Source organism: Nonomuraea sp. NPDC049646 (genome assembly GCF_044465525.1).
Taxonomy (GTDB): domain Bacteria; phylum Actinomycetota; class Actinomycetes; order Streptosporangiales; family Streptosporangiaceae; genus Nonomuraea.
The window spans coordinates 171,982-196,327 of sequence record NZ_JBITLU010000005.1; the positions used below are offsets into that span (position 1 = coordinate 171,982).

The window sequence follows — 24,346 nt, forward strand, 5'->3', positions numbered from 1 at the left end:
TGCTACGTGGAGCGGCCATCAGGGCTGCGCGTGCGTGGTCGCCCGCCGTTTGCCAGACTGGCCGTCCAATACAGACCTCCCAGGGAGACGTCATGTCCCTCAGCGACGTGATACGCAACATCGCCAGAACCGTTACCAACAAGGACGAACTCAAGGAGAAGGCCAAGGATCTGCCGCTGCTCGTCGTCCAGACCACGCTCAGCGCGGCCGGGCAGGCGCTGCTGGTGGTGGACCGGGTGAAGAACTCCATCAAGGGGCTCGGCTCCAAGGAGGAGCAGGAGGAGGAGTCTCGTCCCTCCGCCGCCGCGCAGGTCGCCGCTCCCCCTGCCGAGGAGGAGAAGCCGGCGCGCAAGGAGCCGGTGATCTTCACGCCGCGTCCGGAGGCGGCGCCCAACGGGTCGGCCAAGAGCAAGCCGGACCCGGTCATCTTCGCCCCCGCGGGCAAGACCGCCGCCAAGCCGGAGACCGAGCCCAAGCCGGAGGCCGCCGCTGAGACGGAGGCCCCGACGAAGGCCCCGGCGAAGGCCGACGCGCCCGCGAAGGCCGAGGTCAAGGCCGAAGCGCCCGCGAAGGCCGAGCCCGCCTCCGAGCCGGAGCCCGCCGCCGAGGCCGAGCCGACCGCAGAGACCAAGGCCGTCGAGACCAAGGACGTCCAGACCAAGGACGTCGAGGCCAAGCCGGCCGCAGAGGTCGAGCCGGCCGCCGTGGCTGAGGTCGCGCCCGCGGCGGAGCCCGCCACCGAGAGCGACGCCAAGCCCGCCAAGCCCGCCAAGCCCGCCAAGGCCACGAAGACCGCAAAGAGCACGAAGACCGCCGCGACCGCCAAGCCCGCGAAGGCGACGAAGGCCGCCAAGCCCGCCGCCGAGCCCGCCGCCGTCACCGAGGTCGCCGAGGAGCCCGCGGCCGCCGCCGCGCCCCAGGACGGCGTGCTCAAGGCCGCCGCGGAGGCCGTCACCGAGCCGGCCGCCCCCGTGGCGGAGCCCAAGGCCGTCCCGGACGACCTGGCCGAGCCGCTGCCCGGCTACTCCGAGCTGACCGTGGCCTCGCTGCGGGCCAGGATGCGCGGCAAGTCCGCCGCGCAGATCGGCGACTACCTCGCCTACGAGCGCGCCACCCAGGCCCGCGACGAGGTCGTCCGCATGTTCGAGAACCGGCTGGCCAAGCTGCAGACCGGGGAGTAGTCGCGGCGAACCCGTAGTCTTCCGCCATGACCTCGAAGACCACACCCGAGTCTCCGCTGCCGATCCGCACGGTCCTGCAGATGGTGGGCGGCTGGATCGGCAGGCTCGGCACGGTGTGGGTCGAGGGCCAGATCACCGATCTGAGCGCGCGCGGCGGCACGGTGTTCCTGACCCTGCGTGACCCGGTGGCCAACGTCTCGGCCCGGGTCACGGCTCCGCGCGGCGTCTACGAGGCCGCCGAGCCGCGTCCCTCCGACGGCGCGCGGGTCGTGGTGCACGTCAAGCCGGACTTCTGGGTCAACAAGGGCTCGTTCGCCTTCACGGCGATGGAGATCCGGCCGGTCGGCGTGGGCGAGCTGCTGGCCAGGCTGGAGCGGCTGCGCCGGCTGCTGGCCACCGAGGGGCTGTTCAACGCCGACAGGAAGCGGCGGCTGCCGTTCCTGCCGGGCACGATCGGGCTCGTCTGCGGGCGCGACTCGGCCGCCGAGCGCGACGTGCTGGAGAACGCCCGCCGCCGCTGGCCGGCCGTGCGGTTCAAGGTGGAGGAGGTGGCCGTCCAGGGGCCGTACGCGGTCGGGGAGGTCACCGAGGCGCTGCGCAAGCTCGACGCCGATCCCGAGGTCGAGGTCATCGTCGTGGCCCGCGGCGGCGGTTCGCTGGAGGACCTGCTGCCCTTCTCCGACGAGACGCTCGTGCGCGCGGTGGCCGCCTGCCGCACCCCCGTGGTCAGCGCGATCGGCCACGAGCAGGACAGCCCGCTGCTCGACCTGGTGGCCGACGTACGCGCCTCCACGCCCACCGACGCCGCCAAGAAGGTCGTCCCCGACGTGGGCGAGCAGCTCGCGCTGATCCGCCAGCTCCGCGACCGCGGGCGGCGGGTGCTCAACGGCTGGCTCGACCGGGAGATGTCCTGGCTGACGTCGGTGCGCTCGCGGCCGTCGCTGGCCGATCCGGTGCGCGAGCTCGAACGCCGCGCCGAGCAGGTCGACGCGCTGCGGGAGCGGGCCAGGCGGTCGCTGACCGGCTCGCTCGACCGGGCCGCCGACGACCTCGCGCACCTGCGGGCCCGCCTGGTCGCGCTGTCGCCCGCGGCCACGCTGGAGCGCGGCTACGCGATCGTGCAGCATCCGTCGGGCGAGGTCGTGCGCCTGGCCAAGGACGTGCCGCCGGGCACCCCGCTGACGATCAGGCTGAGCGACGACCGGCTCACGGTCCGTACGGAGGACTAGGGCCCCCGCACGACGGCGGCGGCCAGGTCGGCGAGGCCGGCCTTGACGCCCTCCACCGTCATGCCCCGCTCCTCCCGCTGGAACTTGATCAGCCAGGCGGTGACCGGCGCGAGCAGCGAGTCGGCCAGGTAGGCGGCGTCAGCCCCCGGCCGGGCCGCGGCGAGCAGGCTCGCCAGATGGACCTGGTGCACCTTGTACGGCCCGCTGTAGCGCACCTTGCCCGGCCCGTTCTCCAGCAGCAGGAACAGGTCCTGCTGCTCGACGATGCGATCGACCAGCGCGTGCAGGAACGCCGTGACCCGCTCCGCGGGCGGCGCGCCGGGCCCGAGCGGCGGCGGGCCGCTCAGGAACGCCGCCTGGAACCGCCGTTCCCGCTCGTCGATCAGCGCGAGGACGAGCCCCGCGCGGTCGCCGAAGCGCCGGTAGACGGTGCCCACCCCGACGCAGGCGGCCTTGGCCACCTCGTCGAGCGAGAGCTCCTCGGCGCCGCGCTCGGCGATCATCGTGGCGGCCACCTCGATGATCTTCCGGCGGTTGCGCGCGGCGTCAGCCCGCTCGGGCTGGGGCTGCCCGACGACGGGCAGCAGAGGACGTGCGCACACGCCTGGAGCATAACTCCCCCGCGAACGGAGAGCTCTCCGGTATTCTCCGAATCGGAGAACTCTCCGATTATGAGGAGCTGAGCATGACCAACTCGTTCAACCAGCAGGTCATCGACGAATTCCGGGCCAACGAGGGCCGGGTGGGCGGCATGTTCGAGGGCGCGTCGCTGGTGCTGCTCACCACGACGGGCGCCAAGAGCGGCCGGCCGACGACCACCCCGGTGATGTACCTGGCCGACGGCGACCGCTATGTGATCATCGCCTCCAACGCGGGCGCCGACAACCACCCGGCCTGGTACCACAACCTGCGCGCCAACCCCACGGCGACGGCCGAGATCGGCACCGAGACGTTCGAGGTGAAGGCGGACTTCGTCGAGGGCGACGAGCGCGACCGGCTCTACGCCCGCATGGTCGAGATCGCCTCCGGCTTCGCCGAGTACGAGGCCAAGACCAGCCGCCGCATCCCGGTGGTGGCGCTCAACCGCACCGCCTCCTGACGGATCAGAAGGGGGCGTCGTCGGCGCCCGGCTCCGAGCGCCTCGCCATGGCGGCGGCGAGCTTGACCCGGGCGCCCTGCAGCCACTCCTCGCAGACGGCCGCGAGCCGCTCGCCGCGCTCCCAGAGCTCGATCGACTGCTCCAGGGTGAGCCCGCCCGTCTCCAGGCGGCGCACCACCTCGGTCAGCTCCTCGCGGGCCTGCTCGTACGAAGGTGTCTTCTCGTCTGCCACGGCCACCACCCTAGACGCCGCCGCGCCCGGCCACGGTCACCCCTTGGCGCGCTGCTGCAGGAGCCCGGCCAGCTCGGTCAGCTCGGGCCAGTCGGCCGTGCCGGTGATCACGAGGGTGACGTCGGGGAGCACCCGCACGAGCGAGCGCTGGTTCTTGTCCTCGCGGAAACGCTTCTCCCACGTCACCCCGCCCACCTGCTGGCTGCCGGACGACTTCGCGATGCCGGTCATGCGGTTGGCGAACTCGGCGGCCGGCTTCTCGTCGCTCTGGGCGAACATGGCGTGCTGCCGCGCGGCGGTGGCGTAGCCCAGGTAGAGCACCTGAGCGCCGTTCTCGCCCTTGGCGATCCTGTTGCTGTTGGGCACCCAGCCCGCGGGGTCCTTCTGCGGGGACCACACCTGGTAGGGCACGCCGTGCCCGAAGTTGGCGACGGTGATGGAGTAGTCGAGCCGCGGGATGTGCTCCTCGCGGCTCTGCGGGGCGACGAGCATGAAGAGCCCCACACCCGCCAGGCACACGAAGAGGGCTACCGCGTAGCCGTAGAAGTTTTGGCTGAACCGTCGCACACTTGGCGAGGTTACCCGCTGGCGGGCGCGGTCGCCGAAGCGGCGGGCCTGATCTGGCCGATGATCGCCAGCACGTCGTCGACCATCGCGCGGTCGCCGGAGAAGACGATCTCGCTGACGGCCGCGGCCAGGGCGCCGGTGACCACGACGACGAGCGCGGGCTCGTCCTCGAACAGGGCGGCGTTGCGCTGGGCCCAGGTGCGCAGCCGGTCGCGCATGACCACCTCGAAGCCGGGCGGGCCGTCGCCGCGCAGGAACAGGGCGGCCAGCTCGCGTTCCTCCAGGCAGCCTTCGAGGTAGGCGCGGGCGGCGTCGATGAACACCCGCATGGGGTCGCCCTCGCCGGCGGCGCGGGCCGTGCGGGCGGCCTGCTTGGTGCGCTGGGCCTGGCGGGCCTGCCATTCCTCCCACAACGTGAGGTAGAGGTCGGCCTTGCCGGAGAAATGGTGGTACAGGCTGCCCACGCTGGCGTCGGCCCTGGCGACGACGTCCGTCACGCCGGCCTCGGCGAAGCCCTTGGAGACGAAGACCTCCCGCGCGGCGGCCAGCAGCGAGCTCCGCGTCGCAGCCCCCCGCTCGGACGTGCGAGGCTGGGTCACCGCGTGTTCCACTTCGCTCATTCGATCTCCTCCACGGCGGGGGCGCATGTCCATGGTGGAGGCGAGATCTCCTACGCGCACGCGATATGGCGCAAAATCCGGTCTCCGTCATGCGGGGCACCCATATAGATATCCCTTTTCGCCGGTCCCTGACCATCGCGCGGCGGCCCTTGTGCAGCGGGCTGAGCCGGACTGGGCAGATTATCCCCCTCTGACCGGGAATAGACCGGCAACTACGATCGAGAGAGTTCTCAACGAGGAGGCTCATCATGTCCGATCAGACGTCGGTACCGGCAGCGCTCGCGACGGGCGAGCACGCCCCCGACCGCAACCTGGCGATGGAGCTGGTACGCGTGACGGAGGCGGCCGCCATGGCCGCGGCCCGCTGGGTGGGCCGCGGCGACAAGAACGGCGCCGACGGCGCGGCGGTCAACGCCATGCGCCAGCTGATCAACACGGTGTCGATGAACGGCGTGGTGGTCATCGGGGAGGGCGAGAAGGACCACGCCCCGATGTTGTACAACGGCGAGCGCGTCGGCGACGGCAGCGGCCCCGACTGCGACGTGGCGGTGGACCCGATCGACGGGACCAGGCTGACGGCGCTCGGCATGCCGGACGCGGTGTCGGTGATCGCGGTGAGCGAGCGCGGCTCGATGTACGACCCGTCCGCGGTGTTCTACATGGAGAAGCTGGTCACCGGGCCGGAGGCGGCCGACGTGGTGAACATCGAGGCGTCGGTGGCCGACAACATCAACGCCGTGGCCAGGGCCAAGCACTGCTCGCCGTCCGACGTCACGGTGGTCGTGCTGGACCGGCCGCGGCACGAGAAGCTGGTCAAGGAGATCAGGGAGACGGGCGCGCGGATCAAGTTCATCGTCGACGGCGACGTGGCCGGCGCGATCATGGCGGCCCGCGCGGGCACCGGCATCGACCTGATGCTGGGCATCGGCGGCACGCCCGAGGGCATCGTGGCCGCGTGCGCGCTGAAGTGCCTGGGCGGCGTGATCCAGGGCCGGCTGTGGCCGCGCGACGACGCCGAGCGCGGCAAGGCCGTCGACGCCGGGCACGACCTCAGCCAGGTGCTCACCACGAACGACCTGGTCAGGTCGGACGACGTGTTCTTCGCCGCGACCGGCATCACCCAGGGCGAGCTGATGCAGGGCGTGCGGTTCAGGTCGGGCGCGGCGGTGACCAGCTCGCTGGTGATGCGCGGCCGGTCGGGGACCATCAGGAAGATCGAGAGCGAGCACCAGCTCTGGAAGCTGCGCGCCTACAGCGCGATCAACTTCGACACGGCCGGCTGACCCGGCTCAGCGGCGGCGTTTGCGCCTGGGCGGTTCCTTGACCTTGATGTCGCCGGCGAAGTTCGTGGTGCGCACCTCGACCACGGGCCCGCCGGGCTCGACCGGCTGCCTGGTCAGGCGGACGGTCTCCCCCTTGGCGACCCTGATCACCTCAAGGTCCTCCGGCACGTTGATCTCCAGGCCGCCGAAGACCAGGGTGGCGTTGATGACGATCCGGCTGTTCTGCAGGATCGCGTCGCGGAAGTCCAGCTTGGTCGTGCCGAACATGGCCGTGACGTCGAGCTCGGCGGGCACCACCCAGCGCCCGCCGCGCTGCTCCTTCTTGAAGATGGCCGACACGGGCCGGCCGTCGAGGTTCAGCGGCTGCTCATCGGCCGGCAGCAGGTCGGCGGTGAGCCCGGCGAGGTCGCCGAGCGTGCGCGCGGAGTAGACGACGCCGAGCCGCTCCTCCAGCTCGACCAGGTCGAGCCGGCCGTCGGCGTGGGCGTCCTGGAGCACCTGCGCGATGCGCTCGCGGTCGGCGTCGGAGGCGCGCAGCTCGTGCGGCTGCGGCAGGCCCGGCGCCGCCGGTGCGCGCCGGGACGTCACGAACTCCTCAGCAAGCCGCTCTCCGACTTCCTGCAGCTTCGGCAACCACGATCCCGCGCGTTCGTTCACACTTCTGACGATATCCGGCGGCCCGGGTATTCGCTCGCCCAAGAGCGGACCAACAGGGCGCACATCGGCGAATCCGCCCGAGCAACGCGCCGATCTCCCGAACTGGCTCTTCGTTCCCCTCGGCGTGCCGGTGACCGTACGCCGGAATCGTCCCGGCTGCTCCGCCGTTGATCCACCCGACAGGCTTCTGACCGCTGATCCCGGGAGGCGGGCGTGCACCAACCGGCGCGATGGGGGCTCGGTGCGGCGGGCGCGGGCATCGCCGTGCTCGTGGGCCTGGATCTGACCAGCCTCGACGAGACGAACCCGTTCCGGCGCACGATCAGCGAGCACGGCCTCGGCCCCGACGGATGGATCTTCGGGCTCGCCGTGGGGCTGCTCGCGGCCGGGTCGGCGGCCATCGGCGTCTCGCTGGCGCGCAAGCGGCTGGCCGGGGCGGTCGGCACGGTCGCGCTCATGGCCTGGAGCGTGGGACTGCTGCTGACGGCCTCGTTCCACAAGCACGACTGGGCGGTCGGGCCGAGCGCGAGCGGCAGCATCCACCGGGTCGGCAGCTTCGTGGCCTTCCTCAGCCTGCCGCTCGCCGCGCTGGTCATCGCCCGGCCCTGGCGGCAGCGGGAGCGCCGCCGGTCGGCGACGGTGGCGTTCGGGCTGGGGGTGTGCTCGGCGCTTTGGGTCGTGGGGATCGGCGCGGCCGTGCTGATCGGCGCGCGCCACGGGCTGCCGTGGTACCGGGTCCTGCCGCTCGGCCTGGTCGAACGGGGGCTGGCGGTGACCGAGGTGGCCGCGTTGCTGGCCCTCGGGGTGTGGGCGGCCGGGCGGCTGGCGGAGGCCGAGCCCGTGCGGGCGGTCAGGCGGGCCGTAGAGCGGCGATGAGGTCCTCCACGTAACCGCGGAAGACGGCCGCCATGTCCACCTGGCCGGGGTCGATCAGCCACTGGGTCTGCAGGCCGTCCATCATCGCGATCAGGCGGTCGGCGTGGGCCTCGGCGTCGAAGCCGCCCCGGAACTCGCCGCGCTCGGCGCCCGCGCGCAGCGCGGCGGCCACGTCGGCGCGCAGCCGCCGGTAGCGCCGCCTGGCCCACTCGTGGCCGGGGTGGCCGGGGGTCACCGCCTCGCCGCTGATCACCGAGAAGAGCTGGACGAGGCCCGGCACCCGCGCGTTGTGGTCGACGACGTCGGCCAGGGCGCGCAGCGCGGCGACGCCGCCGCCGTCGAGGCCGCCCTCGTGGCCGTCGCGGCCCGGACCGAACCTGCGCCGGTCGAGCTCGTCGCGGTGGTCGAGGACCGCGATGAGCAGCCGCTCCTTGCTCCTGAAGTGGTGGAGCAGCCCGGCCTGGGAGAGCTCGACCCGCTCGGCGATGCGGGCCAGCGAGGCGCCGCGGTAGCCGTGCTCGGCGAACTCCAGCAGCGCGACCGCCAGGATGCGCTCCTTGCGCGCCTCTCCGGTCGCGTAGCCCCGTTTCACCCAGGCACCTTATCCGGCCCTGGCGTACGGCCCTGACCAGCCGCTAACCTGACTCCGCCTCACGTTTGATTCCCCCCCGATCAGGAGGCCGTCGTGCCGTCCCCGCGTGATCGCCAGGCCCGTGCCGCCACGTACGTCGTGTACGGCGTGCAGGGCCTCTCCTTCGCCACCCTGCTCGTCCAGGTGGCCAGCCTCCAGGCCGAGCTGGAGCTCACCGACGGGGCGCTCACGCTCCTGCTGCTGATCATGCCCGTCTTCGCCGGCGTGGGCAGCGTCGGCGCGGGCACGTTCGCCGCCCGGTACGGCAGCAAGCTGCTGCTGCGGGTCGCGCAGCCCGCGGTGGCGCTCGCCGTGGTGCTCACCGGCCTCGCGCCCTCGGTGCCGCTGGCCGTCCCCGCGCTGCTGCTGTTCGGCCTGGCGGTCGGCGCGGTGGACGCGGGCATGAACATGCAGGGCGTGGCCGTCGAACGCCGGTACGGCACCGCCGTGCTGAACGGCTTCCACAGCGTGTGGAGCGTGCTCAGCCTGGCGGGGGCGCTGTGGGCGGTGTTCATGGCCGGCCTAGTCTCGCTGGCCGTCACGATGGCGATCCCCATGGTCCTGGCGGTGGCCGGCTCGATCTACGCCGGGCCGAAGCTGTACACGATCGCCGAGGAGAAGGTCGAGAACGTCGTCGAGGCCGCGACCGGCAAGTTCCCCTGGCGGCCGATCATCCCGCTCTGCCTGGCCATGGGCTTCCTCTACATCGGCGACGCGGCGGTGTCGAACTTCGCGACCGTCTTCATGGGCAAGGCCCTGCTGGCCCAGGACAGCGTGGCGAAGCTGGCCTACAGCGTCTACCAGGGCGCGACGCTGGCCGTGCGGCTCGGCGGCGACGTCGCGGTCCGCCGCTACGGCCCGGCCGCCATCGTCCGGCTCGGCGGCGCGCTGGCCACGCTGGGCTTCCTCGGCGTCGTGGTGGCCCCGAACCAGCCGCTGGCGATCGTCGCGTTCGGGCTGACCGGGCTGGGGCTGTCGGTGGTCGCGCCGCAGTCGTTCTCGGCGGCGGGCAAGCTGGACCCGGCGGGCACCGGGGTGGCCATCGCCCGGGTGAACCTCTTCAACTACGTGGGCTTCATCGTGGGCGCCGCGCTGATCGGCGGCATCGCCGACGCCACGGACTGGCGGGTGGCGTTCGTCGCGCCGCTGCTGCTGGCCGGCGTGATCATCGCGCTGGCGCCGGGCTTCGCGCCCGGGCGGGCCGCCGCGCGGGCGTGATCCGCACGCCTCCTCAGCCGCGCACCTCGGCCACCTGGACGGGACGCGACTCGCGCAGCGACAGGTCGGCGGCCTCGGCGACGTACAGGGCGGCCAGGGCGTCCTCGACCGGGCACAGGCCCTCGCCGCCGCGCAGGAAGGCGTCGATCTCGGCCGCGTAGGCGGGGCCGAACCTGGCGGCGAAGTCGGGCCAGGGCGGGCCGGGCGGCTGCAGGCCCTCGGCGCTGCGCAGCGGGGCGCGCGGGCCGAGCCCGGCCACCTGGGTGCCCTTCGTGCCCGCCAGCTCCATGCGCACGTCGTAGCCGGCGCCGTTGTAGCGGGAGCCCTGGAGGGTGGCCAGCGTGCCGTCGTCGAGGGTGAGCAGCGCGGCGCTGTTGTCCACGTCGCCGGCCTCCCTGAAGAACGCCGCGCCCCGGTTCGCGCCGACGGCGTGCACGGAGACGACCTCGCGCCCGGTCACCCAGCGCAGGGCGTCGAAGTCGTGGATGTGGCAGTCGCGGAAGAGGCCGCCGGACAGCGGGACGTACGCGGCGGGCGGCGGCGCCGGATCGGCCGTCACCAGGTGGACGCGGTGCAGCTCCCCCAGCTCGCCGGCCCGCAGCGCGGCGCGGGCGGCCCGGTGACCGGGGTCGAACCTGCGCTGGAACCCGACCCACACCCGCCGGCCCGCGCTCGCCGCCAGCACCCTGACCGTCTCGGCGACCGTGCCCGCCACCGGCTTCTCGCACAGGACGGGGACGCCCAGCTCGCAGGCCCGGATCAGCAGCTCGGCGTGCGTGCTCGTCGGCGTGGCGATGACCACGGCGTCGGCCTCGAACGGATCCCCCGGCCTGCCGTACGGCGAGGTCCTGACCGGGTCGGCCACGATCAGCTCGTCCACCAGGGGGTGCGCGGCCAGGTTCGCGGCGTGGAGCGCGCCGATCCGGCCCAGGCCCAGCAGTCCCACCCGCATGCCGCCTCCAGTGCCACTTTCCGCCTCAGTCCATGATATGTCCAGACATTCTGACTTTTAAGCCCTGGACGGCCTCCGCCGCCTGATGCACCGGCAGCCGGGCGAACCCGACCACGACCGCCGGCGGCCCGGACGAGAACCGCATCGGCGCGACCGGCTCGGCGGCCAGGCCGACCTCCTCGGCCGCGCGGACGACCCGCAGCTCGTCCCAGCCGTCCGGCAGGTCGAGGTAGACGTGCAGCCCGGCCTGGATGCCCCGGACGCGGATCTCCGGCAGCTCCTCGGCCAGCGCCCTGACCAGGGCGTCCCGGCGGCGGCGGTACTCCCTGCGCATGCGCCGCAGGTGTTTGTCGTAGCCGCCGGTGCGCAGGAAGTGGGCCAGCGCGTACTGCTCGATGACCGGGGAGCCCAGGTCGAGCTCGCTGCGGGCGCGGCCGATCGCCTCGGCCAGATGGGCGGGGGCGACGACCCAGCCGAGCCGGAGGCCGGGCGCGAGCGACTTGCTGACGCTGCCGGTCAGGATCACCCGGTCGGGCGCCAGGCCCTGGAGGCAGCCGACCGGGTCGCGGTCGTAGCGGAACTCGGCGTCGTAGTCGTCCTCCAGGATCGTCCGGTCGCCCGCGCAGGCCCATTCCATGAGCGCGGCCCGCCTGGCCGGGGAGAGCACGACGCCCGTCGGATACTGGTGTGCGGGCGTGACCAGCGCCGCGTCGCCCTCCATGGCGCCGGTGACCAGGCCCTCGCAGCCCACGGGCACCGGCACCAGGCGGGCCCCGGCCCGTTCCAGCAGCGGCACCTGGCGGCGGCTGGTGGGGTCCTCGACGATCAGGCGCAGGCCGCCGCGCCGGGCCAGGACGTGCAGCGCCAGGCTCAGCCCCTGGGCCACGCCGCCCACGACGACCAGATTGTCGGGATGCACGTCGGCCGCCCTGACCCGCCGCAGGTAACCGGCCAGCTCCTCGCGCAGCTCCGGGACGCCGCCGGGGTCGCCGTAGTCGAGCGCGTCGGACGGCACGGTGGCCAGGACGTGCCGTACGGCCGACGACCACCGCTCCCGGGGGAAGTGCCCCAGGTCGGGGGACGTGGCCCGATGCCCCCGGTACGGCCCGCAGGCGCCCCCGTCGGCCACCGGCCGGGGACGGGCGGACCGGACGGCCCCCAGCGGCGCCACCTCCGTCCCGGCCCCCACCCGCGAGACCAGGAACCCCTCGGCCACGAGCTGCTCGTACGCCTCCACCACCACGCCCCTGGAGACCTGGAGGTCGGCGGCGAGGTCGCGGGTGGCGGGCAGGCGGGTGCCGGGCGCGAGCCGCCCGAGGCGCACGCCGTCGCGCAGCTCGGCCGCGATCTGCCCGGCGATCCCTCCCGCGTCCCGATCTATGTGGATGTGCAGGTCGGCCATATTGGTCCTGTCATATAGCGGCCCATTGGACTGTTTGCCCGAACCATTGTCTCCCTACGATCCTGCACATGAGAAACGGAATCGCCGGAGCCGCCACCGCCATGTTCCTGGTGGGCACCCTGGCCGGAGTGTCCGGCCTGATCGGCTCCTACCCCGTGTACGGCGGCCAGGCCGTGCGCTACCTCGCCGCGGCGGTCATCCTGCTGGTCGTCACCAGGGCGCTCGGCCTGCGGTTCGTCCGGCTGACCGGGCGCGAGACCCTGTACCTGGGCGGGCTCACCCTGCTCGGGCTGGTGGTCTTCAACGTCTGCGTCGTCGAGTCCACCCGGGCCTCGGGGCCGGCGCTCGTGGGCACCGTCCTCGGCACCGTGCCGCTGGCGCTGGCGCTGGCGGGCGGGCGTCCGGCGCCGCGCCTGCTGGTGGGGGCGTCGGTGGTGGTGGCCGGCGCGACGCTGGCGACCGGGCTGGGCAGCGGGAACCCGACCGGCCTGCTGTGGGCGCTCGGGGCGCTGGTCGGCGAGGTGAGCTTCTCCATGCTGGCCATCCCGCTGCTGCCGAAGCTGGGGGCGATCCGGGTGTCGGCGTACTCGACGGCGCTGGCCGTGCCCATGCTGGCCGTGGTCGGCCTGGTGCAGGAGGGCTCCGCCATGTTCAGGACGCCGACCGCGGCCGAGGCGCTGGGATTCGCGTACCTGGCGGTCGTGGTCACGGTCGTGGCGTTCTTCCTCTGGTACACCTCGCTGCCCAGGCTCGGCCCCGGGACGGCCGGGCTGTTCGCCGGGCTCATCCCGGTCGGCGCGATCGTGACGGGGCTCGTGCTCGGCATCGCGACGCCGAGCGTCTACGACCTGGCGGGGGCCGGTCTGGTGATCGTCGGCATCCTGGTGGGGCTCACCGCGCGGCGCTCGCCGGAGCCCGTGCCGGCCCCGGGATGACCACGTGACGGGGGGCGTACCCTCTATGGACATGGACTTCGACTACACCGATCTGCTTCCCCTGGGCGCCGATGAGACCGAGTATCGGCTGATCACGTCGGAGGGGGTGCGGAAGGTCGAAGCGGCCGGGCGTACGTTCCTGGAGGTCGACCCCGAGGCCCTGCGGCTGCTCACCGAGACCGCGGTCCACGACATCTCCCACTTCCTGCGCACGTCGCACCTGGCGCAGCTGCGCAAGATCGTCGATGACCCCGAGTCCAGCGGGAACGACCGGTTCGTCGCCCTCGACCTGCTGAAGAACGCCTCGATCTCGGCCGGCGGCGTGCTGCCGATGTGCCAGGACACCGGCACGGCCATCGTCATGGGCAAGCGCGGCCGCCACGTGCTGACCGACGGCCGCGACGCCGAGCACATCTCCGAGGGCGTGTACGACGCCTACACCAGGCTCAACCTGCGCTACTCCCAGATGGCCCCGCTGACCATGTGGGAGGAGAAGAACACCGGCAACAACCTGCCCGCCCAGATCGAGCTCTACGCCGAGGACCCCCACGGCCACGCCGACGAGTACAAGCTGCTGTTCATGGCCAAGGGCGGCGGCTCGGCCAACAAGTCGTTCCTCTACCAGGAGACCAAGGCGGTGCTCAACGAGAAGCGCATGCTGGCCTTCCTGGAGGAGAAGATCCGCTCGCTGGGCACCGCGGCCTGCCCGCCGTACCACCTGGCCGTGGTGGTGGGCGGCACCTCCGCCGAGTTCGCGCTCAAGACCGCCAAGTACGCCAGCGCCCGCTACCTCGACTCCATCCCCACCGAGGGCTCGCCCTCCGGGCACGGCTTCCGCGACCTGGAGCTGGAGGCCAAGGTCTTCGAGCTGACGCAGAAGCTCGGCATCGGCGCCCAGTTCGGCGGCAAGTACTTCTGCCACGACGTGCGGGTGATCCGCCTGCCCCGGCACGGCGCGTCCTGCCCGGTGGCCATCGCGGTGTCGTGCTCGGCCGACCGCCAGGCGCTGGCCAAGATCACGGCCGAGGGCGTGTTCCTGGAGAAGCTGGAGACCGACCCGGCCCGCTTCCTGCCGGAGACCACCGACGAGCACCTGTCCGACGACGTCGTCCGCATCGACCTCAACAGGCCGATGCCGGAGATCCTGGCCGAGCTGACGAAGTACCCCGTCAAGACGCGGCTCTCCCTCACCGGCCCGCTCGTCGTCGCCCGCGACATCGCGCACGCCAAGATCGCCGAGCTGCTCGACAACGGCGGCGAGATGCCGCAGTACCTCAAGGACCACGCGGTCTACTACGCCGGCCCGGCCAAGACGCCCGAGGGTTACGCCTCCGGCTCGTTCGGCCCCACCACGGCCGGCCGGATGGACTCCTACGTCGAGCGGTTCCAGGCGGCGGGCGGCTCGATGGTCATGCTGGCCAAGGGCAACAGGTCCAAGCAGGTCACCGAGGCGTGCCAGAAGTTCGGCGGCTTCTACCTGGGCTCCATCGGCGGCCCGGCGGCCCGGCTGGCCCAGGACTGCATCAGGAAGGTGGAGGTGCTCGAATACCCCGAGCTGGGCATGGAGGCGGTGTGGAAGATCGAGGTCGAGGACTTCCCCGCCTTCATCGTCGTCGACGACAAGGGTGAGGACTTCTTCACCGACCGCACCGGGCCGGTGCTGAGCATCGGGCGCAGGTAGGGCCCGAGCGCGTCGAAGGGTGCCGGGCGGGCGGTCGAAGCCCCTCGGCACCGGACGACGGGGGGTTGCCCTCGGGCGTCTCAGGCCGCGACGGGGGCTCGGTGGGGGGCGACGACGCTGCCGTCAGGCAGGAGCAGACCCGTGTCCTCGAACAGCACCACGCCGTTGCAGAGGAGGCTCCAGCCCTGGTCGGGGTGGGCCGAGATCACGTGCGAACGCTCACGGTCGGGCGAGTCCGCACTGGGGCATACGGGAAAGTGACTGCACATCATCGCGCACCTCTCAGATGGCGCTCCTGCTTCCTGATGTTCAAAAGGGCAACTGTCGCCCCGACGGCGTGCGAAGGTCCAGGGTGGCGCCGACCGGCTTCCTCGGCCGGCGGCGAACCTGTGTCTGGCGCATCTCCATCACGTCCTTCAACTTCTGTCGTCAGTGGTGGGACGTCGGCGTCCTACCCAGTCTCAGGGCCGGCACCGACAGTTTCCGTCGCTCGCGGGTTCTCGCCTGGTCTCATGTCCTAACCATGCCCCCGTCCCCTTTCGGCACCCTTACATCTTGCTGACGGCGTGCCATGGTTCCTGTCAATCAGCCTGCCGTACGCCGGAAAGTGCCCTACTAGGCATCATGCACATTTATCGGGGAGAGGGGTGTGCCGAGCGTCACAGTCGCTGTGACGTGCGGTAATACAACAAAGCGCGCATCCCGGGCAGGAATGCGCGCTGTGTCGACGTGTCAGGCGGCGTAGGACGGGTAACCGTAGCCGACGACCTGCGAAGTCGGGCGGACGCGCTCCTCGACCTTGCCGTTGCCGGTGTTGCCCTCGATCGTGGAGATCGTGCCGTCGCCGTTGTCCTTGACGACGAAGCCGACGTGCTGGATGTCGCTCAGGCTCTTGCTGCCGCTCCAGGAGAAGAAGACGACGGCGCCCGGCTTGGCCTCGGTGCCCCAGCGGTCGTTGGCGGCGAACCACTTGGCGTGGGTCACGGTGTAGGCGTCCCAGCCGACCTGCGGGCGGGCGCCGGTCTGCTCGCCGACCCAGGAGACGAACATCGAGCACCAGGCGGCGTTCAGGTAGTCCTGGCGGCTGCCGCCGTCGCGGGCGACGGTCTCGGCGGCGCGCTGGGAGTCGGCGTACCACTTCTGGAACTTGGTGCCGCCGCCGTTGGCGTCCTCGGACGTGCCGACCTGGGCGCGGGCCGTGGCCAGCACCTGGGCGGCGGTGACGTTCACCCGGCCCTGGGCCGAACCCTGCGCGGCCGACTGCTGCGCGGCGGTCTGGGCATCGGTCCGGCCCGCGGTCGCGGCGCTGACGGCGGCAGTGGCGCCCAGGGCGCTCGCGGCGATGGTCGCGCCGAGAGCGAGCTTGGCGATGTGGGACGTGGTCATCATGGCGTGCTTTGCCATCGGGGGGTGCTCCTTTGCTCACCGTCCGCGCATGAGGCACGGCGGGTCACAGGTGTGAATCCTGCGATGGTTGATGACGACAGATCTGCGGGGGCGCCTCGACACGGCTGCCCTGCCGTCGCGTACAAACAGGTACAACAGCGCCCTGACCTGGGTAATTCCCACCCCAAAGAATCCCCACAGGACGCCTGTGCGCGGACGGCTTATGCCGTCCGCGCACAAACTGGACCCAACTGACTCTCGCCACGATGCCAAGGCGAGACCTAGGTCGCAAGTCTGATGCACTTGCGAACTACTTGCAATAGTGTCCTCCAGAGATCTACTTCGAGAGGACGGACCCATGGGGGACTACACCCTTCCCGACATGCCGTACGACTACGGCGCGCTGGAGCCCGCCATCACCGGCGAGATCCTGGAGCTGCACCACGCCAAGCACCACGCGGCCTACGTCAAGGGCGCCAACGACACGCTCGACCGCCTGGCCGAGGCCCGCGACGGCGGCGACTTCGCGGGCCTGGTGGGCCTGGAGAAGACCTTCGCCTTCAACCTGTCAGGCCACGTCCTGCACTCGATCTTCTGGGAGAACCTCTCCCCCGACGGCGGCGACCGCCCCGACGGCGCGCTCAGGGCCGCCATCGACGAGCATTTCGGCACGTTCGAGGCGTTCCAGAAGCAGCTCACCACGGCCACGGCGTCGGTCCAGGGCTCGGGGTGGGGCGTGCTGGCCTGGGAGCCGCTGAGCCGCCGGCTGGTGGTCGAGCAGATCTACGACCACCACGGCAACGTCGGAATGAACACCACGCCGCTTCTCGTGTTCGACGCGTGGGAGCACGCTTACTATCTGCAGTACCGCAACGTGCGTCCGGACTACGTCGAGAAACTGTGGGGCCTCGTCAACTGGGCAGATGTGGCCCGGAGGTTCGCTGACGTAACGAGTCAGGCGGGTTGACTTAAGTTCGCAACAATTTATCGGCCCCGCCTCTACTGGTCGGTTTACACAAATAGGTAAGCTGCCTGGCATGCGTGCGCCCTCCGGTTACCTTCTCGCCGCGCGCTATCGGCTTGTGGAGCCGGTTGGTCGCGGCGGCATGGGCACCGTTTGGCGGGCGCATGACGAGTTGCTCGACCGCGACGTGGCGGTGAAGGAAGTACGGCTGCCCACCGTCCTCGACGAGGAGCTGCGCGCGGAGTTGTGCGCCCGCACCGAGCGCGAGGGCAGGGCGACGGCGATGGTGGCCCATCCGTCGGTCATCACCGTCTTCGACGTCGTGACCGAGGACGACCGTCCCTGGATCGTGATGGAGCTGCTCCGGGCCAGGTCCCTGGAGCAGCTCATCCAGGAGCACGGACCGCTCCATCCGCGCCGGGCCGCCGAGATCGGCCGACAGATCCTCGGCGCGCTGCGGGCCGTCCACGCCAAGGGCATCCTCCACCGCGACGTGAAGCCCAGCAACGTCCTGGTGACCGAGGACCGCGCGGTGCTCACCGACTTCGGCCTGGCCGCGCTCGAAGGGGACGTCTCCATCACCCAGGCCGGCATCGTGCTCGGCTCGGCCGGCTACATCGCCCCCGAGCGGGTTCTCGGCTCCAAGGCCAGCCCCGCGGGCGACCTGTGGTCGCTCGGCGCGACGCTCTACACCGCCGTCGAGGGCCGCGGGCTGCACGGCCGCCGTACGGCCGCCGCCGCGCTGGCCGCGCTGACCAGTGGCGAGCCGATCCCGATGAGCAAGGCGGGCCCGCTGGCCCCCGTGCTCGACGCGCTGCTCAGGATCGATCCACAGACCCGGCTCGACTCCGTGCGCGCCTCGCTCATGCTGGCCCGGGTGGCCGCGGGCGGCTCGGCGGAGGAGCCGCTGGCCCCGCGCCGGCCCGTACGCCCGGTTCCCGTGGTCGCCTCGCCCCCTTTCGCGCGCAGGCCCGCGCACCGCGGGCTGCACAGGGCGGAGGCCACCGCCGCCGCGCTGTCGGTCCCGCCGCCGCGCCAGGAGCGCAGGCCGGGTGAGGGCGTCCACCGCAAGCGGGTCGAACCGCGTCCCAGTCCGTCCACTTATGTCCGTTTCAAGGCTGCGGTGATAAAGTTGTTCCTTCCTCGGCGGTTCTGGCCAAGAGAACTTCGCAAGCGAGGGTAAAGCACTTCCCAAGCGAGAATCGATATCTTCTTCTCATGCCGGAACAGCAGACACGCCTGCTCGCGGAGCGCTACGAGCTCATCGCCCCGCTCGGCCGGGGCACGATGGGGACCGTGTGGCGCGCCCGCGACCGCGCGCTCGGGCGCGAGGTGGCGGTCAAAGAGATCCGCCAGGACCAGGGGCTCACCGAGGACCAGCGGGCCGAGCTACGCGAGCGCATGGTCCGCGAGGGCCGCATCGCCTCGCGGATCAACCACCCGTCCGTCGCCGCCATCCACGACGTGCTCATCCAGGACGACAGCCCCTGGATCATCATGGAGCTCATCGAGGCGCGCTCCCTGGAGCAGGTGATCGAGGAGGAGGGCCCGCTGCCGCCGCGGCTCGTGGCCGAGATCGGCGTCGACCTGCTCGGCGCGCTGCGCGCCGCGCACTCCCAGGGCATCACGCACCGCGACGTCAAGCCGGGCAACGTGCTCATCACCGAGAGCGGCCGGGTGGTCCTGACGGACTTCGGCATCGCCAAGGCCGAGGGCGACTCGCGGCTCACCAAGACGGGCATGGTGATCGGCTCGCCCGGGTACACGGCCCCGGAACGCGCCAGGGGCGAGTACACCGGGCCCGAGTCCGACATCTGGTCGCTGGGCGCGACGCTGTACTTCGCGGTCGAGGGGCGGCCGGCGTACGAGCGGGCCACGATCGCCGAGACGCTGGCGGCGCTGCTCAGCGAGAGCGCCGACCCGCCCACGCAGGCCGGGCGGCTGCGGCCGGTGCTGAACGGGCTGCTCAACAAGGACTACCGGCAGCGGCTCAGCGCCGCCAAGGCGGAGACCCTCATGCGGATGGTCGCCGACACGCCCACGAGCGAGATGCCGGCGCTCACGGCGGAAGCCCTGATGGCCCAGGAGGCCGCGTTGCCCGACCCCTTCACCGACTCCGGCCCACGGCGTCCCGCCGGCTCTCAGGGGCGCCCTGCAGGGGCTCAGGAGGCGTACGGGGCGGGCGCGCCGCCCGTCGCGGGCCCGCAGCCCGGCTCAGGCACACCGCCCGGCTCGGGCCCGCAGCCTGCGCGTCCCGCCGGTGGGCGGCCGTCCGGGCCTCAGGGGCCGTCCGGGGCTCAGGGGGCCGGGCCCGTGCCGTCCGGCCCGCAGGAGCCCGCCAGGAGCCCGCTGGGAGCGCCGACGATGCCCCAGAGCACCGCCCCCGGCCGACCGCCGCAGGCGGGCGACGCCGGCGACGAGGGCTTCGAGGGCGGCTTCGACCCCGACCGGACCGTCAGCGTCATGCGCCCCAAGGGGCCGTTCCCGCCGGGGCCCGAGCAGGGCGGCGGCCGTCCGCCGCAGCGCCCCGACGACGAGGGGACCGTCACGACCAGGCACATCGCCACGCCGAGGAGCGGCTCCCCCGGCCAGCAGGTCTACCCGCCGGCCCAGCAGCCGCCGCACGCCGCGCGGCAGCAGGGCCCAGGACAGCAGGGTCCCGGACAGCAGGGCCCGGGACAGCAGGGCCCGGGACAGGGTGGCCCGCAGCAGGCCGGTCCGCAGCAGGGCGGCCCGGTGCCGGGCGGGCCCGGACAGGGTCGGCCGGGGCAGCCGGTGCCGCCCGCCGCCGGCCCGCACCAGGGCCAGGGCCTCGGGACCGACCTGTTCGCCATCGCAGGCCCGCCCGAGAAGCCGCAGGCGGGCAACCGCAACGGCATGCTCGTGCTCATGGCCGTGGCGGCGGCCGCCGCGGTGGTGATCGCCGTCCTCATCGTGGCGCTCATCTCCAGCTGAGCGTGCCGTTCTCCGGTACGACGGCCCGTCCCCGGCCGGGGCGGGCCGGGGCGGGCCGCCCCCGGACTGATCGCCCGGCCGTGGGACAGACTGGAGTCATGAGCGAGTTCAGGATCGAACATGACTCGATGGGCGAGGTCCGGGTGCCGGCGGGAGCGCGGTGGCGGGCCCAGACGCAGCGGGCGGTGGAGAACTTCCCGGTGTCGGGACGGCCGCTCGAACCGTCCCACATCGCCGCGCTCGGCCTGATCAAGGCGGTCGCCGCCGAGGTCAACGGCGAGCTGGGCGTGATCGACAAAGACCTGGCCGAGGCCGTCGCGCAGGCCGCCGCGGACGTCGCCGACAACGAGCACGACGCCCACTTCCCCATCGACGTCTTCCAGACCGGCTCCGGCACCTCGTCCAACATGAACGCCAACGAGGTGATCGCGACGCTGGCCGAGGAGCGGCTGGGACGGCCCGTGCACCCCAACGACCACGTGAACGCCTCCCAGTCGTCCAACGACGTCTTCCCGACCTCGATCCACGTGGCGGCCGCGATCGAGGTGACCTTCCACCTGCTGCCCTCGCTCACCCACCTGGCCGAGACGCTGCACGCCAAGGAGGCCGAGTTCGCGCAGGTGGTCAAGTCGGGCCGGACCCACCTGATGGACGCCACGCCGGTGACCCTCGGCCAGGAGTTCGGCGGGTACGCCGCCCAGATCGACCACGGCGGCACCCGCGTGCGCACGGCGCTGAACCACGTACTGGAACTGCCCCTGGGCGGGACGGCGGTCGGCACGGGCATCAACACGCCGCCCGGCTTCGCGCGGCGGGCGATCGAGAAGCTGGCCGAGGCGACCGGCATCCCCTTCCGCGAGGCCGCCGACCACTTCGAGGCCCAGAGCGCCCAGGACTCCATCGTGGAGCTGTCCGGGCAGCTCAAGGTGGTGGCCGTGTCGCTCAACAAGATCGCGAACGACCTGCGCTGGATGGGCTCGGGCCCGCGCGCCGGGCTCGGCGAGATCAACCTGCCGGACCTCCAGCCGGGCTCGTCCATCATGCCCGGCAAGGTCAACCCGGTGATCCCGGAGGCCACGGCCATGGTCGCGGCGCAGGTCATCGGCAACGACGCGGCGATCACCTTCGCCGGGGCCTCGGGCAGCTTCGAGCTGAACGTCCAGCTCCCGGTCATCGCCCGCAACATCCTGGAGTCGATCAGGCTGCTGGCGAACGTGGCCAGGCTGCTGGCCGACCGCTGCGTGGCCGGCATCACCGCCAACGTCGAGCGCCTGCGCGAGTACGCCGAGTCCTCCCCCTCGATCGTCACCCCGCTCAACAGGCACGTCGGCTACGAGGAGGCGGCCAAGATAGCCAAGCAGGCGCTGGCCGAGCGCAAGACCATCAGGGAGGTGGTCGTCGAACGCGGCCACGTCGCCGACGGCACCCTGACCGAGGAGCAGCTCGACGCCGCCCTCGACGTGCTGTCCATGACCCGGCCGCCGGCGGAGGGGTGATCCACATAGGTCGGCTCGGATCTATGTCGGCTGCACCCATGCGTCCCGGCGCGGCGAGCGCCTAGGGTTCGGGGTATGGCGAAGGAGCTGACTGGGCGGACCGCGCTGGTGACGGGGGCTGGGGCCGGCATCGGCGCCGCCTGCGCCCGGCGTCTGGCCGCCGCGGGGGCCAAGGTCCTGGTGGTCGACAGGCAGGGCGAGGCGGCCGGGAAGGTGGCCGCGGAGGTCGGCGGGGTCGCGGTGGTGGCCGATCTGAGCGATCCGGCCTTCGCGGCGTCGCTGCCCGACGAGCCGGTGGACATCGTGGTGAACAACGCCGGGTTCCAGCACGTGGCGCCGGTCGAGGACTTCCCGCCGGAGGTGTTCTCCACCATGATGCGGGTGATGGTGGAGGCGCCGTTCCTGATCGCGCGGCGGGTGCTGCCCGGCATGTACGCGCGGGGGTGGGGGCGGTTCGTGAACATGTCGTCGGTGCACGGGTTGCGGGCCTCGCCGTACAAGTCGGCGTACACGACGGCCAAGCACGCGCTGGAGGGGTTCTCCAAGGTCGTCGCGCTGGAGGGGGCGGCGCACGGGGTGACGTCCAACTGCGTGTGCCCGGCGTACGTGCGCACGGCGCTGGTCGAGGCCCAGATCGACGACCAGGCCCGGGTGCACGGCATCGGCAACGACGAGGTCGTCTCGACCGTCATGCTCCAGCCGGCCGCGATCAAGCGGCTCATCGAGCCCGAGGAGGTCGCCGAACTGGTCGCCTACCTCTGCGGCCCGCACGGCTCCTTCATCACCGGCACCTCCCTCCCCGTAGACGGCGGCTGGACGGCCCATTAGTGAACGCGCGAGGGAGTGCCGGTGGCTGGAGGAGCGGCGGGAGCGCAGCGACCAGAGCGGAGGAAGCCACCGGCGTCTGGCGACCGAGCCCGCCTCACGGAGTGAGGCCATGAGCAGGCGAGGGAGTGCCGGTGGCTGGAGGAGCGGCGGGAGCGCAGCGACCAGAGCGGAGGAAGCCACCGGCATCTGGCGACCGAGCCCGCCTCACGGAGTGAGGCCATGAGCACGCGTTTCTTGGAGTTGTTGGCGCGGGAGGCGTCGGCGGTCGAGTTCGAGGGGCCGATCGTGGAGGCCAGGGCGCAGGGCGCCGATCCGGCCACGATCGAGGAGCTGGAGCAGGCCAAGGTCGAGGCGCTGAAGGTCAGGGCGCTGCTCAGGCGGCGGGCCAGGCGGGAGGCCGAGCTGTCGGCGCTCTACGACACCGCCGGCGACCTGGCCGCGCTGCGCGACCTCGACGCCGTGCTCGAAGCCATCGTCCACCGGGCCAGGCAGTTGCTGGCGACCGACATCGCGTACATGACGTTGCACGACCCCGAGCAGGGCGACACGTACATGCGGGTCACCGACGGGTCGATCTCGGCCAAGTTCCGGGCGCTCAGGCTGGCCATGGGCGCCGGGCTGGGCGGGCTGGTCGCGCAGACGGCCACCCCGTACGCGACCGCCGACTACTTCGCCGACGCCAGGTTCCGGCACAAGGACCACATCGACGTGGCCGTCAAGGAGGAGGGCCTGGTCGCGATCCTGGGGGTGCCGCTGCGGCTGGGCCAGCGGGTGATCGGCGTGCTGATGGCGGCCAACCGCAGCGCCAGGCCCTTCCACCAGGAGGAGGTCTCGCTGCTGGCGAGCCTGGCCGCGCACGCCGCCGTCGCCATCGACAACGCCCGGCTGCTCCAGGAGACCAGGAACGCCCTGGAGGAGCTCTCCCAGGCCCACCGCACCGCCAGGGCGCACGGCGAGGCCGTCGAGCGGGCCGCGCTGGCCCACGACCGGATGACCTCGCTGGTGCTGCGGGGCGGCGGCATCGAGGACGTCGCCGCCGTGGTGACCGAGGTGCTCGGCGGGTCGCTGGCCGTGCTCGACGACCTGGGCCGCCCGATCACGGGCGACGTGGGCGAGCTGGACGCCGGGGTGTTCGAGGCGGCGCAGGCGTCCAGGGCGCTGGGGCGTACCGTGCGCAGGGGCGACCAGCTGATCGCGTCGGTGGACGTCGGCGGCGAGCCGTTGTGCACGCTCGTCCTGCGCAGCGACGACGCCGACGAGCGCATCCTGGAGCGCGCTGCGCTGGTGTGCGCGCTGCTGCTGCTGTTCAGGCGGAGCGTGGCCGAGGCCGAGGGCCGGGTCAGGGGCGAGCTGCTGGAGGACCTGATCTCGCGGCCGGACTCGCCCGGCCTGGCCGACCGGGCCCGGCGCCTCGGCGTGGACCTGCGCGCGCCGCACGTCGTGGTGGTGGCCAGGCACGGCGGCCAGCGGGAGCGGGCGGCGTTCTGGGCCTCCTCGCACGCCGCGGTCCGGCACGGGCTGGCGGCGGGGCGCGGCGACGAGGTGGTGCTGCTGCTGCCGGGCGTGGACGCGGGCGGTCTCGCCCAGCGGGTGGCGGCCGAGCTGAGCGCGTCCCTGCACAGCCCGGCGACGGCGGGCGCCTCCCCGGCCCGCCTCCCCGAAGCCTCGCCCGGCGGCCCGCCGGGCGGCTCGGGAGGAGGCGCAACCGACCGAGCGCGGGACGTCGCGGAGGCCTACCAGGAGGCGCGGCGGTGCGCCGAGGCGCTGCTCGCGCTCGGCCGGGCCGGCGACGGCGCGAGCCCCGCCGAGCTGGGCTTCGTCGGGCTGCTCGTGGGCGACGGCCGCGACGTGCGCGGCTTCGTCGGCCGCGTGGTCGGCGCGGTGATCGACTACGACGCCCGCCGCGGCACCGCGCTCACCGACACCCTGTCGGCCTACTTCGGCACGGGCGGCTCACCCTCCCGTACGGCCGAGGCCATGCACATCCACGTCAACACCGTCACCCAGCGCCTCGACCGGATCGGCAAGCTGCTGGGCGACGGCTGGCTGGAGCCCGAGCGCGCGCTGGAGATCCAGCTCGCCCTCCGCCTGCACCGGCTCGGCCACACATCCTCCCCGCAGACTGTGGGTCCCGGCCCCATATAAGTGACGCCG

General features: G+C 72.5%; 24 protein-coding genes. 14 read left to right on the plus strand and 10 right to left on the minus strand.

Annotation, left to right across the window (positions count from 1 at the left end; all coding sequences use genetic code 11):
• Nucleotides 1-92 precede the first annotated feature (92 nt).
• Nucleotides 93-1,181 carry a hypothetical protein gene (locus ACIBQ8_RS16365; RefSeq protein ID WP_397192313.1) on the plus strand — a complete coding sequence of 363 codons (1,089 nt, stop codon included), beginning with the start codon at nucleotides 93-95 and terminating at the stop codon, nucleotides 1,179-1,181.
• 26 nt (nucleotides 1,182-1,207) lie between these two features.
• Entirely contained in the window at nucleotides 1,208-2,410 is a 1,203-nt protein-coding gene (gene xseA, locus ACIBQ8_RS16370) for an exodeoxyribonuclease VII large subunit (RefSeq protein ID WP_397176916.1), read from the plus strand.
• On the opposite strand, the gene ACIBQ8_RS16375 is transcribed toward xseA, so the two are convergent.
• Nucleotides 2,407-3,012, minus strand: a complete 606-nt coding sequence (locus ACIBQ8_RS16375; protein WP_397176915.1) for a TetR/AcrR family transcriptional regulator — start codon at nucleotides 3,010-3,012, stop codon at nucleotides 2,407-2,409. The two genes, xseA and ACIBQ8_RS16375, sit on opposite strands and share 4 nt — an antisense overlap.
• 83 nt (nucleotides 3,013-3,095) lie before the next feature.
• Here ACIBQ8_RS16375 and ACIBQ8_RS16380 point away from each other — a divergent pair, with 83 nt between their 5' ends.
• The gene (locus tag ACIBQ8_RS16380) at nucleotides 3,096-3,509 is read left to right on the plus strand and encodes a nitroreductase family deazaflavin-dependent oxidoreductase (RefSeq protein ID WP_397192314.1); all 414 of its coding nucleotides are present in this window, start codon (nucleotides 3,096-3,098) and stop codon (nucleotides 3,507-3,509) included.
• Between the two features lie 4 nt (nucleotides 3,510-3,513).
• Here the strand turns inward: ACIBQ8_RS16380 and ACIBQ8_RS16385 are convergent, their stop codons facing one another.
• Genes ACIBQ8_RS16385 through ACIBQ8_RS16395 form a run of 3 tightly spaced genes read right to left on the minus strand, consistent with a single transcriptional unit; the run spans nucleotide 3,514 to nucleotide 4,928 of the window.
• On the minus strand, nucleotides 3,514-3,741 hold the full coding sequence (locus tag ACIBQ8_RS16385; RefSeq protein WP_352325447.1) for an exodeoxyribonuclease VII small subunit: 228 nt from the start codon (nucleotides 3,739-3,741) through the stop codon (nucleotides 3,514-3,516).
• A 36-nt stretch (nucleotides 3,742-3,777) separates the two neighbouring features.
• A complete protein-coding gene (locus ACIBQ8_RS16390) occupies nucleotides 3,778-4,308 on the minus strand; it encodes a DUF4245 domain-containing protein (RefSeq protein WP_397176912.1) in 531 nt (176 codons plus the stop codon).
• Nucleotides 4,309-4,319: 11 nt separating this feature from the next.
• The gene (locus tag ACIBQ8_RS16395) at nucleotides 4,320-4,928 is read right to left on the minus strand and encodes a TetR/AcrR family transcriptional regulator (protein ID WP_397176911.1); all 609 of its coding nucleotides are present in this window, start codon (nucleotides 4,926-4,928) and stop codon (nucleotides 4,320-4,322) included.
• 248 nt (nucleotides 4,929-5,176) lie between these two features.
• Between ACIBQ8_RS16395 and glpX the strand changes: the two genes are divergently transcribed.
• Entirely contained in the window at nucleotides 5,177-6,211 is a 1,035-nt protein-coding gene (glpX, locus tag ACIBQ8_RS16400) for a class II fructose-bisphosphatase (RefSeq protein ID WP_397176909.1), read from the plus strand.
• Between the two features lie 6 nt (nucleotides 6,212-6,217).
• Here glpX and ACIBQ8_RS16405 read toward each other — a convergent pair whose 3' ends face one another.
• Nucleotides 6,218-6,868 (minus strand): DUF1707 domain-containing protein, encoded by a 651-nt coding sequence (locus ACIBQ8_RS16405; RefSeq protein ID WP_397192315.1) that lies wholly within the window; start codon nucleotides 6,866-6,868, stop codon nucleotides 6,218-6,220.
• A 213-nt stretch (nucleotides 6,869-7,081) separates the two neighbouring features.
• On the opposite strand from ACIBQ8_RS16405, the gene ACIBQ8_RS16410 reads away from it, so the two are divergent.
• Nucleotides 7,082-7,744 (plus strand): DUF998 domain-containing protein, encoded by a 663-nt coding sequence (locus ACIBQ8_RS16410; RefSeq protein WP_397192316.1) that lies wholly within the window; start codon nucleotides 7,082-7,084, stop codon nucleotides 7,742-7,744.
• Here the strand turns inward: ACIBQ8_RS16410 and ACIBQ8_RS16415 are convergent.
• Nucleotides 7,719-8,336: a TetR/AcrR family transcriptional regulator gene (locus ACIBQ8_RS16415; RefSeq protein WP_397176904.1), complete on the minus strand. Its 618-nt coding sequence runs from the start codon at nucleotides 8,334-8,336 to the stop codon at nucleotides 7,719-7,721. The genes ACIBQ8_RS16410 and ACIBQ8_RS16415 overlap by 26 nt on opposite strands.
• A gap of 93 nt (nucleotides 8,337-8,429) precedes the next feature.
• Between ACIBQ8_RS16415 and ACIBQ8_RS16420 the strand changes: the two genes are divergently transcribed.
• A complete protein-coding gene (locus tag ACIBQ8_RS16420; protein WP_397192317.1) occupies nucleotides 8,430-9,593 on the plus strand; it encodes an MFS transporter in 1,164 nt (387 codons plus the stop codon).
• A gap of 13 nt (nucleotides 9,594-9,606) precedes the next feature.
• On the opposite strand, the gene ACIBQ8_RS16425 is transcribed toward ACIBQ8_RS16420, so the two are convergent.
• Both ACIBQ8_RS16425 and ACIBQ8_RS16430 read right to left on the minus strand, forming a co-directional pair.
• Entirely contained in the window at nucleotides 9,607-10,545 is a 939-nt protein-coding gene (locus ACIBQ8_RS16425; RefSeq protein ID WP_397176901.1) for a Gfo/Idh/MocA family oxidoreductase, read from the minus strand.
• A 25-nt stretch (nucleotides 10,546-10,570) separates the two neighbouring features.
• Nucleotides 10,571-11,947: a PLP-dependent aminotransferase family protein gene (locus ACIBQ8_RS16430; RefSeq protein WP_397176900.1), complete on the minus strand. Its 1,377-nt coding sequence runs from the start codon at nucleotides 11,945-11,947 to the stop codon at nucleotides 10,571-10,573.
• A 68-nt stretch (nucleotides 11,948-12,015) separates the two neighbouring features.
• Here ACIBQ8_RS16430 and ACIBQ8_RS16435 point away from each other — a divergent pair, with 68 nt between their 5' ends.
• Together ACIBQ8_RS16435 and ACIBQ8_RS16440 are read left to right on the plus strand one after the other, a co-directional pair.
• Entirely contained in the window at nucleotides 12,016-12,882 is an 867-nt protein-coding gene (locus tag ACIBQ8_RS16435) for a DMT family transporter (RefSeq protein ID WP_397176898.1), read from the plus strand.
• Between the two features lie 31 nt (nucleotides 12,883-12,913).
• Complete coding sequence (locus ACIBQ8_RS16440) at nucleotides 12,914-14,563, plus strand: fumarate hydratase (RefSeq protein ID WP_397192318.1); 1,650 nt, start codon at nucleotides 12,914-12,916, stop codon at nucleotides 14,561-14,563.
• An 80-nt stretch (nucleotides 14,564-14,643) separates the two neighbouring features.
• Here the strand turns inward: ACIBQ8_RS16440 and ACIBQ8_RS16445 are convergent, their stop codons facing one another.
• Nucleotides 14,644-14,832 carry a DUF5999 family protein gene (locus tag ACIBQ8_RS16445; protein WP_352327892.1) on the minus strand — a complete coding sequence of 63 codons (189 nt, stop codon included), beginning with the start codon at nucleotides 14,830-14,832 and terminating at the stop codon, nucleotides 14,644-14,646.
• 463 nt (nucleotides 14,833-15,295) lie between these two features.
• Nucleotides 15,296-15,967 (minus strand): CHAP domain-containing protein, encoded by a 672-nt coding sequence (locus tag ACIBQ8_RS16450; RefSeq protein WP_397176895.1) that lies wholly within the window; start codon nucleotides 15,965-15,967, stop codon nucleotides 15,296-15,298.
• A 340-nt stretch (nucleotides 15,968-16,307) separates the two neighbouring features.
• Between ACIBQ8_RS16450 and ACIBQ8_RS16455 the strand changes: the two genes are divergently transcribed.
• From ACIBQ8_RS16455 to ACIBQ8_RS16480, 6 genes are all read left to right on the plus strand, one after another.
• The gene (locus ACIBQ8_RS16455) at nucleotides 16,308-16,916 is read left to right on the plus strand and encodes a superoxide dismutase (protein ID WP_352330694.1); all 609 of its coding nucleotides are present in this window, start codon (nucleotides 16,308-16,310) and stop codon (nucleotides 16,914-16,916) included.
• Between the two features lie 70 nt (nucleotides 16,917-16,986).
• Entirely contained in the window at nucleotides 16,987-18,096 is a 1,110-nt protein-coding gene (locus tag ACIBQ8_RS16460; RefSeq protein WP_397176893.1) for a serine/threonine-protein kinase, read from the plus strand.
• A 35-nt stretch (nucleotides 18,097-18,131) separates the two neighbouring features.
• Nucleotides 18,132-19,868 carry a protein kinase gene (locus ACIBQ8_RS16465; RefSeq protein WP_397176891.1) on the plus strand — a complete coding sequence of 579 codons (1,737 nt, stop codon included), beginning with the start codon at nucleotides 18,132-18,134 and terminating at the stop codon, nucleotides 19,866-19,868.
• 98 nt (nucleotides 19,869-19,966) lie between these two features.
• Nucleotides 19,967-21,364, plus strand: a complete 1,398-nt coding sequence (locus ACIBQ8_RS16470) for a class II fumarate hydratase (RefSeq protein ID WP_397192319.1) — start codon at nucleotides 19,967-19,969, stop codon at nucleotides 21,362-21,364.
• Between the two features lie 75 nt (nucleotides 21,365-21,439).
• Nucleotides 21,440-22,192 (plus strand): 3-hydroxybutyrate dehydrogenase, encoded by a 753-nt coding sequence (locus tag ACIBQ8_RS16475; protein WP_397176887.1) that lies wholly within the window; start codon nucleotides 21,440-21,442, stop codon nucleotides 22,190-22,192.
• Nucleotides 22,193-22,411: 219 nt separating this feature from the next.
• A complete protein-coding gene (locus ACIBQ8_RS16480) occupies nucleotides 22,412-24,337 on the plus strand; it encodes a helix-turn-helix domain-containing protein (RefSeq protein WP_397192320.1) in 1,926 nt (641 codons plus the stop codon).
• Nucleotides 24,338-24,346: the final 9 nt, after the last annotated feature.

What these genes read in the sequence shown, in the direction of transcription:
- ACIBQ8_RS16440 (WP_397192318.1), top strand. Translation starts at nt 12,914, where the DNA reads ATGGACTTCGACTACACCGATCTGCTTCCCCTGGGCGCCGATGAGACC.
- glpX (WP_397176909.1), top strand. Translation starts at nt 5,177, where the DNA reads ATGTCCGATCAGACGTCGGTACCGGCAGCGCTCGCGACGGGCGAGCAC.
- ACIBQ8_RS16460 (WP_397176893.1), top strand. Translation starts at nt 16,987, where the DNA reads ATGCGTGCGCCCTCCGGTTACCTTCTCGCCGCGCGCTATCGGCTTGTG.
- ACIBQ8_RS16435 (WP_397176898.1), top strand. Translation starts at nt 12,016, where the DNA reads ATGAGAAACGGAATCGCCGGAGCCGCCACCGCCATGTTCCTGGTGGGC.
- ACIBQ8_RS16380 (WP_397192314.1), top strand. Translation starts at nt 3,096, where the DNA reads ATGACCAACTCGTTCAACCAGCAGGTCATCGACGAATTCCGGGCCAAC.
- ACIBQ8_RS16365 (WP_397192313.1), top strand. Translation starts at nt 93, where the DNA reads ATGTCCCTCAGCGACGTGATACGCAACATCGCCAGAACCGTTACCAAC.
- ACIBQ8_RS16395 (WP_397176911.1), bottom strand. Translation starts at nt 4,928, where the DNA reads ATGAGCGAAGTGGAACACGCGGTGACCCAGCCTCGCACGTCCGAGCGG.
- ACIBQ8_RS16450 (WP_397176895.1), bottom strand. Translation starts at nt 15,967, where the DNA reads ATGGCAAAGCACGCCATGATGACCACGTCCCACATCGCCAAGCTCGCT.
- ACIBQ8_RS16425 (WP_397176901.1), bottom strand. Translation starts at nt 10,545, where the DNA reads ATGCGGGTGGGACTGCTGGGCCTGGGCCGGATCGGCGCGCTCCACGCC.
- ACIBQ8_RS16445 (WP_352327892.1), bottom strand. Translation starts at nt 14,832, where the DNA reads ATGTGCAGTCACTTTCCCGTATGCCCCAGTGCGGACTCGCCCGACCGT.
- ACIBQ8_RS16465 (WP_397176891.1), top strand. Translation starts at nt 18,132, where the DNA reads ATGCCGGAACAGCAGACACGCCTGCTCGCGGAGCGCTACGAGCTCATC.
- ACIBQ8_RS16475 (WP_397176887.1), top strand. Translation starts at nt 21,440, where the DNA reads ATGGCGAAGGAGCTGACTGGGCGGACCGCGCTGGTGACGGGGGCTGGG.
- ACIBQ8_RS16470 (WP_397192319.1), top strand. Translation starts at nt 19,967, where the DNA reads ATGAGCGAGTTCAGGATCGAACATGACTCGATGGGCGAGGTCCGGGTG.
- ACIBQ8_RS16455 (WP_352330694.1), top strand. Translation starts at nt 16,308, where the DNA reads ATGGGGGACTACACCCTTCCCGACATGCCGTACGACTACGGCGCGCTG.
- ACIBQ8_RS16480 (WP_397192320.1), top strand. Translation starts at nt 22,412, where the DNA reads ATGAGCACGCGTTTCTTGGAGTTGTTGGCGCGGGAGGCGTCGGCGGTC.
- xseA (WP_397176916.1), top strand. Translation starts at nt 1,208, where the DNA reads ATGACCTCGAAGACCACACCCGAGTCTCCGCTGCCGATCCGCACGGTC.
- ACIBQ8_RS16430 (WP_397176900.1), bottom strand. Translation starts at nt 11,947, where the DNA reads ATGGCCGACCTGCACATCCACATAGATCGGGACGCGGGAGGGATCGCC.